Below are 11,350 nucleotides of genomic sequence, written 5' to 3'. Positions count from 1 at the left end.
GTATAGACGATGAGGGGCAGCGTTAGGCGTCCATTGCGGTGCGCATCTCTGCTAGCACGCTTCTAAGCTGACCAGCGATAATTTCGGGCGTTTCTACATTTTCGGCAATACGGTTTACTAACGCACTACCGACAATCACTCCATCCGCTACGTTAGCCACTTCAGCAGCCGTTACGCCATCGCGGATACCGAAACCAACACATAGCGGCAGGTCGGTCATTTCACGTAGCGGTGCCAGGCGTTCAGCGACGTCACTTGCATTTAAGGTTGCCGCACCAGTAACGCCTTTTAGCGAAACGTAGTAAAGGTACCCCTCACCCTGGGCGCATATTGTAGCGGCTCGCGTAGGTGAAGTGGTAGGCGCCACAAGGAAAATTGCTGCTAAATTATGCGCTTTTAACAGCGGACCCAATTCATCGGCCTCTTCAGGCGGCATATCGACCACTAGTACACCATCAACGCCCACTTTTTCAGCCTGCTCAGCGAAGGCCTCGTAGCCAATACGCTCAATAGGATTTAGATACCCCATTAACACGACCGGGGTTGTGGCATCGGCCTGACGGAATTCAGCCACCATATCCAGCACGTCGACCAAGCGGGTGCCCTGCTTTAAGGCGCGTTCACAGGCTTTTTGAATAACCGGGCCGTCCGCCATTGGATCAGAAAACGGCACACCAAGTTCAATGACATCCGCACCCGCTTCTACCAGCGCATGCATAAAGCCAACGGTGTACTGTGGCGCCGGGTCGCCCGCCGTAATATAAGGTATCAGAGCCTTGCGGCCCTGCTGCTTGAGTTCAGAAAAGCGCTGATCGATACGGTTCATGCTTGTCCTTAAAAGCGGGCCTTAAAATTCGATACCGTCAATGTTGGCTACGGTCATAATATCTTTATCACCACGGCCTGAAAGATTAACGACGATATGCTGGTCAGGGCGCATGGTAGGTGCCAGCACCTTGGCGTGCGCCAGCGCGTGGGCTGACTCCAAGGCAGGCATTATACCCTCCATCTGCGTCAGTTCTCGAAACGCTTCCAGCACGGCGCTGTCATTAGCGGTGACGTAGCTAACACGACCAACGTCTTTCCAAAGCGCGTGCTCAGGGCCAACGCCCGGATAATCAAGCCCGGCTGAAATGGAGTGTGTATCGGCGACCTGCCCCGCTTCATCAGACATCAAGTAAGTACGGTTTCCATGAAGCACACCGCGCGGGGCATTCGATGAAAGCGGAGCGGCATGGCGGCCCGTCTCAATACCATCACCTCCGGCCTCAACCCCATACATCGCGACGGCATCGTCTTCAACAAACGGATAAAATAGCCCAATCGCGTTGGACCCACCACCGACACACGCGATCAGCGCATCCGGCAAGCGGCCGATTTGTTCCAGCGACTGGCGGCGTGCTTCACGCCCCACTACCGCATTAAAGTCGCGCACAAGCTCAGGGTATGGATGTGGCCCTGCTACCGTGCCGATAATGTAAAACGTGTTATCAACGTTCGTTACCCAATCGCGCAGCGCTTCGTTCATGGCATCTTTAAGGGTGCGCGTGCCCGACTCTACCGGAATCACTCGTGCGCCCAATAAACGCATACGATAGACATTCAACTTTTGGCGCTGCACGTCTTCAGCGCCCATATATACATCGCACTCAAGACCCAGGCGCGCGGCAACCGTTGCCGTCGCCACGCCGTGCTGCCCGGCACCGGTTTCAGCGATGACCCGTGGTTTGCCGGTTTTTTTGGCAAGCAGTGCCTGGCCGATGGTGTTGTTTACCTTATGCGCGCCGGTATGATTTAAATCTTCGCGCTTTAACCATATTTGCGCACCACCGAGCGTCTCGGACCATCGCTTGGCATGATAAAGCGGCGACGGGCGCCCTACGTAGTGGGCAAGGTCATTATCAAACTCGGCCTGGAAAGCAGGGTCATCACGCAGGCTTACGTAAATTTTCTCAAGATCTTCCAGGGCGTAGCTCAATGTTTCGGATACAAACCGGCCGCCATAAGGGCCAAAATGACCGCGGGCATCCGGCATTCGGGTCAGGTCGCTGAATCTGGTCTTGGAAGCCGTGTCAGAAACGGTTCCAGGAACGGTATTAGCGCCACCAGTTGCTGAGACAGTCACAGGGATACCTCACAAGATTGCCAGAACAGGCAACAATTGAATAAGCGGACATAGAGCGCAGCGTCATAAAAAAACAGACTGCGCGGCGTATTTAACGAGCGTCGGCTAACGCGACTTGCTGAATAAACAGTGTCATTTTTTCAACGTCTTTACGGCCATGCGCTGCTTCAATCCCACCCGACACATCAACGGCATAAGGCGCCACTTGTTGAACGGCAGAGGCGATATTATCAACCGTTAACCCGCCTGCGAGGATAACAGGTTTTGCCAGTTTTGCGGGGATTCTCGACCAATCAAAGACCTCTCCTGTGCCACCTGGTGTGCCCGGCCGATAGGCGTCCAACAGCAGCGCCTGTGCCTGATGATAGTCAGCAGCTGCCTGAGATAAATCGATATCGTCACGCATTCGCAGCGCTTTAATCCAGGGACGTCCAAACTGTGCGCAAAACGCAGGAGACTCATCACCGTGGAACTGAATCATGTCCAGGTACGGTAAGCACTGCTGAATCACGTCAACGGATTGATCAACAAACAACCCTACCCGGGTAACAAAAGCAGGTACTTCACCCGAAAGCGTTTCAAGTTGCTCAAGCGTAATGCTGCGCGCGCTTTTCGGCCACATGACAAAACCCAGCGCATCTGCCCCCAGCATTACGGCTCTTTTAATATCATCACTGCGGGTAAGCCCACAGAACTTGACCCGTGTACGCATGGGGCTAAGCGTCTTCATCTAGCGCCTCCTGAGCGGGGTCAGACGTTGTTTTAGCAAATGTCAGTTTACGCCGCGCCGCTATTCTGGGGGTGTCTGGCAGTTCTCGTTCGCCTGTCCACTCCCCGGTAAAAGCGAGCAGGTTAGGTCCTACCGGCTCCATGGGCAAATCAAACCGCTCGTCGTAAATTGAATCAACAAAATGCAGCCCACACGCGGGAGCGGTTACATCACCTTTCTTACGATTCCTTAGCGCCAGCAATCGTTCAATATAACCTTCGTCCTGCGTCCCACGACCTACGCTAACCAGGGCGCCAGCGATATTGCGAATCATGTGATGTAAAAACGCATTGCCCTGAATATCAATGACCACCAGCGGGCCAAACCGCTTCACCTCGACAAAATGCATTTGCCGCCATGGCGTTTTGGATTGGCAGCCTGCAGCACGAAAACTTGAAAAGTCATGTTCGCCAATCAGAGCCTGCGCAGCGCGATGCATGGCATCTGCATCCAGAGGATCGCGGCACCACGTTACGTTCGTGCGTTCAAGCACAGGGCGACTGATTTGATTGAGCAGTAAATAACGGTAACGCCTGCCAAGCGCGCCCAACCGGGAATGAAAATCATCCGAGACAGGCTTTACCCAGCGCACGGCTACATCGCGCGGCAAGTTGGTGTTGGCACCAAAAATCCAGGCTTTCTCAGTCCGCTCGGTAGGTGGGTCAAAATGCGCTATTTGACGCGTGGCGTGAACGCCTGAGTCCGTACGTCCGCTGGCATGTATCTGAACGGGGGCACCGGCCACTTTTGCCAAAGCATCCTCTACGGCGCCTTGAACAGAAGCAGCATGCTTTAAACGCTGAAAGCCGCAAAAACGCGTGCCATCATATTCAATGCCTATTGCCAAACGGCCTTTCAGCGGCCGGGTTTCATCAAAGTGGTAAAACTGGGTCATCAAGCCACGTCACAAAGTTTGAAAGGTTAGCCATTATCCCGACCCAGCGGCTTGAATGCTACCTCTTCAATTTCCCACTCTGTGCCTATCGGGCGAGCCGTGCTTACTTTTTTCAGCGTTTCAGACGGTGTCAGCTCGGGCGCTTCAACCCGCTTAAAGTCCATGCCCTTTAATAACAGCGCATCTTCTTGCGGATACCGTCGGCTGCCATGGCCTGCCAAACCTGCTGCCTGACTTTTAGCGTAGCTAGCGCCAAAAGCATCACCTCTCTCGGGTATTACCGTGTCACTTGCGGAACTGCTGAAATGGTCTGATGCGGCACTGCTTGTACGAGCCCCGGAAGATAACGGTATATTATGTGTAGACGCTTGCAGGTCACTACTAACGGGTGGCGATGGTTTGAACACCTGAGGCTCGGCAAGCGACGCGCTCCTCAAATGCGCTTGAGCAACCGGCTCTTCAGCCTCGCGCCGCTTTCTGCGCCATATTAATCCCGTCAACAGCAGTACCAGCCCAAGGGCAATGAGTGGCCATCGATAACGCTCAATACTACGCAAAACACCACTTGATGGCGCATCGTGTACGTCAGCGATTGGCTGTGCCGCAGCATTCGCCTCAACCATTAATGGCATCGGAGGAGACGCTTCTACCAACACGCTATTCTCGATGAATTGACTGAGATTATGACGCAGTTCGCTGAGTTCAAGACGAAGCTGCTCACGCTCTTCATTAGCCGCCAGTAAGCTTGCCTGGCTTTGCTCCAGCTGCTTTGAAAACCTGGCCATGGTACGAGTCAGCTCGGCTTCTATCTGGGCAGTAGCCAGCTCAGGCGCAGGTGGCGCCTCAACCTCAACGTCCACTGGAATACTCTGAGGCACTGCTGTATTGGCGCGCTGCTCGCCTGCCACCATCACCTGGACAGCGTGAGCCGCCTCATCGACTGAACGTAGCTGCACTTGCCCTTCTGCGGGCAAGCGCAGTGCCTGGCCCGTCCGCAAACTATTAATATTGCCCTCAGGAAAGAACTCAGGATTCGCCGCTACCAGTGCCAGCATCATCTGCTGAATGCTCGCGCGCTCAGGTTTACTACGCGAGGCAATACGCCACAACGTATCACCCTCTTGCACCCTTACCTCGGTACGTGGAAGATGCTCCGCTGTTTCCGAGCCTGAGCTTGAGCTTGACACGACGCCATCAGCTTCCGCCTGGTTCAATGGGTAATTAGCGTAGTCAGCTGGGTCAAAAAGCAACGTGACCGCGTGCTGTTGCTGCCCCTCCGGCGAATCAATGACCAGTAGCAAATCCAACCAGGGCGTTGTTACCGCCTGTGATGAGCGCAGAATAATGCGCCGGCTGCCCGCTTGCTCTTGAATCTCGGCATGCACCTGACGAGCCAAAGGCATCCACTCAAGCCCAGAGGCGACAAATGATGGTTCATCAGCAACCTGTACGCTTAGCTCGTCTAGCGCGTAGGCGTTTGAGTCAAGCAACGGTAACGAGGCATTTAGCGGGGCTTCCAGCCAGGATTCCACCTCGGCAGGTCCGGCTTCAATTGCCTGCACAAAAGACGGCACCCCAACAATCAACAGCAGTGTGATCGTTTTCAAGAAAACGCGATAATTTGAATATTTTTTCGCCACGTTACCCAATCCGTTTTTTTATGGAAGCCGCGCTAGCAAGTGCGGTACATGCCAACACAGAACGCAAATTATAATTAACACAAATAAGCAGGTAACGCATGGAGGCGGGTTACTTAATTTAATTTAAAACACTTACAAAAAAACCGGCGCGCTAAAAGCGCCCCGGTTTTGGCTGACGTACTGCGTTGTTTTACTGTTCGCGCAAAATTTTGAGCATGCGCTTAAGCGGCTCGGCAGCGCCCCACAGCAGTTGGTCGCCAACGCTAAATGCCGAAAGGTATTCACCGCCCATGTTCAGCTTACGCAAACGCCCCACCGGAATATCCAATGTGCCAGTAGCGGCGGCAGGCGTTAAACCTGCAATGGTGGCCTCTTTCTCGTTGGGGATCAGCTTGACCCACTCATTATGCTGAGCGATCCGCTCTTCAATCTCATCCAGCGGCACATCATGTTTCAGCTTGATGGTGAACGCTTGGCTGTGAGAACGCATGGCACCAATACGCACGCAAAGACCATCAATCGGCACAGGATTATCACCAAGACCCAGAATTTTATTGGTCTCAACAAAGCCTTTCCACTCTTCACGGCTCTGGCCGCTCTCAAGCTTGGTATCAATCCACGGCAGTAGGCTACCGGCAAGCGGTGCGCCGAAGTTATCGGTCAGGAAGTCGCCACCGCGCATGGCCGCCGTTACCTTGCGGTCAATTTCCAAAATCGCGCTGGAGGGATCAGCCAGTTCGCTACTAACGCTGTCGCGCAGTTGACCCATTTGATTGAGCAGTTCGCGCATGTGCTTGGCGCCAGAACCGGAAGCCGCCTGATAGGTCATGGAGGTCATCCACTCAACCATATCGGCTTCAAACAGGCCGCCCAAGCCCATCAGCATGAGGCTAACGGTGCAGTTACCGCCGACAAAGGTCTTGGCACCTTTGGCAAGCTGCGCATCAATGACCTTACGGTTAACCGGGTCAAGCACGATGGTAGCTTCATCCTCCATGCGCAGCGTGCTGGCGGCATCAATCCAGTAACCCTGCCAGCCATTTTTACGCAGGTCACCATAAACTTGCTTGGTGTAGTCACCGCCTTGGCAGGTAATAACAACATCCAACGCTTTCAATTCTTCAAGAGCAAACGCGTCTTTTAACGCAGGTACGTCTACGCCGATGTCGGGACCAGGCTGGCCTACTTGGGAGGTGGTGAAAAAGACCGGCTCAATGCCGTTAAAATCACCATCTTCCTGCATGCGCTGCATCAGCACAGAACCCACCATGCCACGCCATCCTACGAAACCGACTTTCAACATGCGAAGTCCTCCAGCAAAGAATGAGACATATATTATACACAAAACTTATAAATAACGTCGGCCACTCTTTGAGTGGCCGAGGCATCACACTTTTCATATCAAATAGTTAGCACGCTTTATAGCGCATTTAACTTTTTGCAAAGGCCGCCAGTACCGCATCGCCCATTTCGACCGTCGAAACACGGCGAGTTCCTTCTGCGGCGATATCCGCCGTGCGCAGGCCGTTATCCAGAACGCTACCCACCGCGGTTTCAATGCGCTCGGCCATGGCCGTTTCATTGAGCGAGTAGCGCAGCATCATGGCAACCGACAGCATCATGGCGAGCGGGTTGGCAATGTTTTGCCCAGCGATATCCGGCGCGCTTCCGTGGCAAGGCTCATACATGCCTTGGCCGCTTTCGTTCAGCGAGGCCGAAGGCAGCATACCGATGGAGCCGGTAAGCATGGCGGCGGCGTCAGACAGAATATCGCCAAACATATTGCCGGTCACAACGACATCAAACTGTTTCGGGGCACGTACCAGCTGCATCGCGGCGTTATCCACGTACATATGCGAAAGCTCGACGTCCGGGTACTCTGGTGCCAAACGCTCCATCACTTCACGCCACAAAATGGTAACTTCCAGCACGTTAGCCTTATCTACCGAGCAGAGTTTTTTGCCACGCTTTTGGGCCATTTCAAACGCGACGCGGCCGATGCGCTCAATCTCACTTTCGGAATAAATGTAGGTATTGTAGCCCACACGCTCCCCGTTACGCTCCTCAATACCCCGCGGCTGGCCGAAGTAAATGCCGCCGGTCAATTCACGCACAATCATGATATCCAGGCCTGCCACCAATTCAGGTTTCAGGCTGGAGGCGCTGGCCAGCTGCGGGTAAAGCATGGCCGGGCGCAGGTTGCCAAACAGCCCCAGGTTCTTGCGCAGGCCCAACAAGCCTTTTTCAGGGCGCTTGGAAAGATCTTCAATCTTGTCCCATTTAGGGCCACCCACCGCAGCGAGCAGAATCGCACTGGCCGCCTTGGCTTTTTCAAGCGTTTCAGCAGGCAATGGGTCGCCATGCACGTCGTAAGCCGAACCGCCGACCAGTGCTTCTTCAACGTCAATATCCAAACCCGCTTCTTGGCACGCTTTTAGCAAACGCGCAGCTTGAGCAGCAATCTCTGGGCCAATACCGTCGCCGGGTAATAGAAGCACCTTATGGGTCATGTTAAATCCTTAATAGAGAGTCAGCACGGCTTACCGCCGCTTAGCGCAGTGCAATGGCGTTGCACTGCGTTTTTAACTTTTCTGAATGACGCTTATACGGCTGTATCAGGCTGGCTGACGGAACAACCAGGGCCGAGCATCTTTGTGTTTTTGCTCAAAGGCACGGATCGCATCTTCGTCCTGCAGCGTGATGCCGATATCGTCCAGTCCATTGAGCAGGCAGTGCTTGCGGAACGCGTCCACTTCAAACTCAAGAATTTCGCCGCTCGGCGTGATGACCCGCTGGTTCTCCAAGTCGATATCCAGCTGATAGCCTTCATTAGCATCAACGCCTGTAAACAAGCGATCCACTTCTTCTTCGCTTAACGTGATCAGCAAGATGCCGTTTTTAAACGCGTTATTGTAAAAAATATCTGCAAAGCTTGGCGCAATCACTACTTTAAAACCAAAATCTTCCAGTGCCCACGGCGCGTGTTCCCGCGAGCTTCCACAGCCAAAGTTGCGCCGAGCCAGCAACACCTCAGCCCCCTTAAAACGCGGCTGGTTGAGCACGAAATCAGGGTTCAGCGGGCGACTGGAACAATCCTGCCCCGGCTGCCCTTCATCCAAATAGCGCAGTTCATCAAACAGATTCACACCGAAGCCGGTCCGCTTGATCGATTTCAAGAACTGCTTGGGAATAATTAAATCGGTATCGACGTTAGCGCGATCAAGCGGGGCAACCACGCCTTCAAAACGAGTGAACTTTTTCATGGGTTAAGCCTCCTGGGCGTGGGTAGCATCGTTGGCGGATAAACTGCGTACATCAACAAAGTGGCCAGCAATCGCAGCCGCTGCCGCCATGGCAGGGCTCACCAGGTGCGTACGACCACCGTACCCTTGGCGTCCTTCGAAGTTGCGGTTGGAGGTCGATGCGCAGTGCTCGCCTGCGCCCAATTTATCAGCATTCATGGCCAGACACATGGAGCAGCCCGGCTCGCGCCACTCGAAACCAGCGTCGATGAAGATTTTATCCAGCCCTTCCTTTTCTGCCTGGCGTTTCACAAGGCCAGAACCCGGCACCACCATGGCAAGTTTAATGGAACCTGCCACTTTATTGCCTTGAGCCACTTTGGCAGCCTCACGCAAATCCTCGATACGTGAGTTAGTACACGAACCAATAAACACTTTATCGAGCTTGATATCGGTAATTTTTTGGTTAGCGTGCAAGCCCATATATTCAAGCGCGCGAGCATGGCTGCGCTGCACGGTTTCATCCTGCGAGGCTTGCGGGTCTGGCACGCGCCCGGAAATACCTGTCACCATCTCGGGGCTGGTTCCCCAACTGACCTGCGGCTCGATATCTTCGGCCTTCAGAGTCACCACTTTGTCGAACGCGGCATCGTCATCTGATACCAGTTGACGCCAGTCAGCCACCGCGGCTTCCCACTGCTCGGCGGTCGGCGCAAAGGGGCGCTTGGCCAGGTAATCAATCGTCGTGTCGTCCACAGCAATCAACCCGACCCGGGCACCCGCTTCAATCGCCATATTACACACGGTCATACGGCCTTCCATGGAGAGCGACCCGATAGCGCTGCCCGCAAATTCGATAGCGTAGCCCGTACCACCTGCCGTACCGATCTTGCCGATAATGGCCAGTACCACATCTTTGGCGGTCACGCCGAGGCCAAGCTCCCCCTCAACACGCACCTGCATGTTCTTCATTTTTTGTGCCAACAGGCATTGCGTCGCCAATACGTGCTCAACTTCAGACGTACCGATACCGTGCGCCAGCGCGCCAAAAGCACCGTGAGTGGCCGTATGGGAGTCACCGCAAACGACGGTCATGCCGGGCAACGTGGCGCCCTGCTCTGGCCCAACCACGTGCACGATTCCCTGGCGGGGGTCGTTAATTTTAAACTCTTCAATTCCGTACTCAACGCAGTTGTCGTCAAGCGTCTGAACCTGAATCAACGACACCGGGTCTTTAATGCCGCTATTACCTTCGGCGCGCTCTTTCGTCGTCGTTGGGACGTTGTGATCCGGTGTTGCCAGGTTAGCATCCAGGCGCCACGGCATACGTTTGGCCAAGCGCAACCCTTCAAACGCTTGCGGAGAGGTCACTTCGTGAAGCAGCTGGCGGTCAATGTAGATCAGCGCCGTGCCGTCATCGCGCTGCTTCACCAAGTGCTGGTTCCAGAGTTTGTCGTAAAGGGTTTGACCTGACATATGGCTCTCCTGGGCAAGCGCCCTGCTAGTTCGGTATCGCAGCCTCTACGTGCTGCTTAATGTGACGATGCAGCCAGTGTTACGCGTAGCGACCATAAAAGCAATTCATGTTATTTATAGGTATGATTCCATACTGGAATACACCAACACTAACCACACAATAGTGAGCACCACGTGGACACCCAGAGCCTACAAGCGTTTTTAGCCGTTGCTGAAACACAAAGCTTCTCGCGCGCCGCCGAGCAGCTTTATCTCACTCAGCCAGCGGTTAGCAAACGCATTGCCACGCTGGAGTCGCTGGTGGGCACGCGGCTGTTTGACCGTATTGGCAGGCGTATTTCGCTTACCGAGGCAGGCCATTTATTACTGCCACAAGCCAAGCGAATTCTGTTAGCGGTAGAAGATAGCCGCCGAGCACTCGCGAACCTTTCTGGCCAGGTGGGTGGCCGATTAACGCTGGCTACCAGCCACCACATTGGCTTACACCGCCTGCCACCTGTTTTAAAAAATTACACCCAGCGCCATCCAGAAGTAGAATTGGATCTGCATTTTCTGGATTCAGAGTTTGCCTACCAGGGCGTGCAGGATGGCACCCTGGAAATGGCCGTGGTGACGCTCGCTCCCCACCCTGTTGAGCAATTAAACGTGGTGAACCTTTGGCATGACCGGCTATGTTTTGTTTGCGCGCCCGACCACCCGCTAGCTCAAGCCGCTACCCTTAGCCTTGAAGCACTTTGTCACTATAAATGTGTTCTACCTAGCGCCAAAACATTTACCCGTACATTGATTGAGCAACGTTTTGCCAAGGCGGGCCTGTCTCTACAGGTCAGTATGGCTACCAACTATTTGGAAACATTAAAGATGATGTGCAGTGTTGGGCTTGGGTGGAGCCTACTGCCTGAGGGGATGATTAATAGTGAGCTGGTCGAGCTGAAAATAGATACACCGCCCATCTATAGGCCGCTCGGCTATTTGGTGCATACCAATCGGACACTTTCCAACGCCGCGATAAAAATGATTGAGGCGCTGGAGGCGACGAAAACGACGCATCATGGATAACCAGGTATATGTTATCCTTTTAAGTTCAGCAGACAATTTATCGCAATGATGTGTCTAGCCACTTGCGACTACAACTCATCCTGAGTTCGACCAACTTTATGCCCAACTTACCTACCTACTGCTTCTTAAAAGTACATACTTCAC

The 11,350-nt window shown here is 53.9% G+C and carries 10 protein-coding genes; 1 reads left to right on the top strand and 9 read right to left on the bottom strand.

Going from position 1 to position 11,350, the window contains the following annotated elements:
- Positions 1-22 precede the first annotated feature (22 nt).
- The 9 genes from trpA to leuC all read right to left on the bottom strand — a co-directional run bounded on the left by trpA (position 23) and on the right by leuC (position 10,147).
- Complete coding sequence (trpA, locus tag ACT3T7_RS10210; protein WP_444630963.1) at positions 23-826, bottom strand: tryptophan synthase subunit alpha; 804 nt, start codon at positions 824-826, stop codon at positions 23-25.
- A gap of 21 nt (positions 827-847) precedes the next feature.
- Positions 848-2,035 (bottom strand): tryptophan synthase subunit beta, encoded by a 1,188-nt coding sequence (gene trpB, locus ACT3T7_RS10205; protein ID WP_444630981.1) that lies wholly within the window; start codon positions 2,033-2,035, stop codon positions 848-850.
- Between the two features lie 181 nt (positions 2,036-2,216).
- Positions 2,217-2,855, bottom strand: coding sequence for a phosphoribosylanthranilate isomerase (locus tag ACT3T7_RS10200; RefSeq protein WP_444630962.1), 639 nt, complete (start codon positions 2,853-2,855; stop codon positions 2,217-2,219).
- On the bottom strand, positions 2,842-3,789 hold the full coding sequence (gene truA, locus ACT3T7_RS10195) for a tRNA pseudouridine(38-40) synthase TruA (RefSeq protein WP_172118402.1): 948 nt from the start codon (positions 3,787-3,789) through the stop codon (positions 2,842-2,844). Before truA ends, ACT3T7_RS10200 begins: the two co-directional genes overlap by 14 nt.
- Positions 3,790-3,815: 26 nt before the next feature.
- Positions 3,816-5,396 (bottom strand): type IV pilus assembly protein FimV, encoded by a 1,581-nt coding sequence (locus ACT3T7_RS10190; RefSeq protein ID WP_444630961.1) that lies wholly within the window; start codon positions 5,394-5,396, stop codon positions 3,816-3,818.
- 223 nt (positions 5,397-5,619) lie between these two features.
- Complete coding sequence (gene asd, locus ACT3T7_RS10185) at positions 5,620-6,732, bottom strand: aspartate-semialdehyde dehydrogenase (protein ID WP_172118400.1); 1,113 nt, start codon at positions 6,730-6,732, stop codon at positions 5,620-5,622.
- Positions 6,733-6,859: 127 nt separating this feature from the next.
- On the bottom strand, positions 6,860-7,939 hold the full coding sequence (gene leuB, locus ACT3T7_RS10180; protein WP_172118399.1) for a 3-isopropylmalate dehydrogenase: 1,080 nt from the start codon (positions 7,937-7,939) through the stop codon (positions 6,860-6,862).
- Between the two features lie 105 nt (positions 7,940-8,044).
- Entirely contained in the window at positions 8,045-8,692 is a 648-nt protein-coding gene (gene leuD / locus ACT3T7_RS10175; protein ID WP_172118398.1) for a 3-isopropylmalate dehydratase small subunit, read from the bottom strand.
- A gap of 3 nt (positions 8,693-8,695) precedes the next feature.
- Positions 8,696-10,147 carry a 3-isopropylmalate dehydratase large subunit gene (leuC, locus tag ACT3T7_RS10170; RefSeq protein ID WP_444630960.1) on the bottom strand — a complete coding sequence of 484 codons (1,452 nt, stop codon included), beginning with the start codon at positions 10,145-10,147 and terminating at the stop codon, positions 8,696-8,698.
- A gap of 174 nt (positions 10,148-10,321) precedes the next feature.
- Here leuC and ACT3T7_RS10165 point away from each other — a divergent pair, with 174 nt between their 5' ends.
- A complete protein-coding gene (locus tag ACT3T7_RS10165) occupies positions 10,322-11,206 on the top strand; it encodes a LysR family transcriptional regulator (protein WP_444630959.1) in 885 nt (294 codons plus the stop codon).
- The last annotated feature ends 144 nt before the right edge of the window (positions 11,207-11,350 follow it).

The sequence above is a fragment of the Halomonas sp. 111 genome, assembly GCF_052379685.1.
GTDB classification, from domain to species: domain Bacteria; phylum Pseudomonadota; class Gammaproteobacteria; order Pseudomonadales; family Halomonadaceae; genus Vreelandella; species Vreelandella citrativorans.
Note: the sequence above shows the minus strand (reverse complement) of the source record. Positions and strands in the feature narration are given on the sequence as shown.

Bases quoted from the DNA above. Each gene is read 5' to 3' on its own strand.
- leuD (WP_172118398.1), bottom strand. From the start codon at position 8,692: ATGAAAAAGTTCACTCGTTTTGAAGGCGTGGTTGCCCCGCTTGATCGC.
- leuC (WP_444630960.1), bottom strand. From the start codon at position 10,147: ATGTCAGGTCAAACCCTTTACGACAAACTCTGGAACCAGCACTTGGTG.
- trpB (WP_444630981.1), bottom strand. From the start codon at position 2,035: ATGCCGGATGCCCGCGGTCATTTTGGCCCTTATGGCGGCCGGTTTGTA.
- truA (WP_172118402.1), bottom strand. From the start codon at position 3,789: ATGACCCAGTTTTACCACTTTGATGAAACCCGGCCGCTGAAAGGCCGT.
- leuB (WP_172118399.1), bottom strand. From the start codon at position 7,939: ATGACCCATAAGGTGCTTCTATTACCCGGCGACGGTATTGGCCCAGAG.
- trpA (WP_444630963.1), bottom strand. From the start codon at position 826: ATGAACCGTATCGATCAGCGCTTTTCTGAACTCAAGCAGCAGGGCCGC.
- ACT3T7_RS10200 (WP_444630962.1), bottom strand. From the start codon at position 2,855: ATGAAGACGCTTAGCCCCATGCGTACACGGGTCAAGTTCTGTGGGCTT.
- asd (WP_172118400.1), bottom strand. From the start codon at position 6,732: ATGTTGAAAGTCGGTTTCGTAGGATGGCGTGGCATGGTGGGTTCTGTG.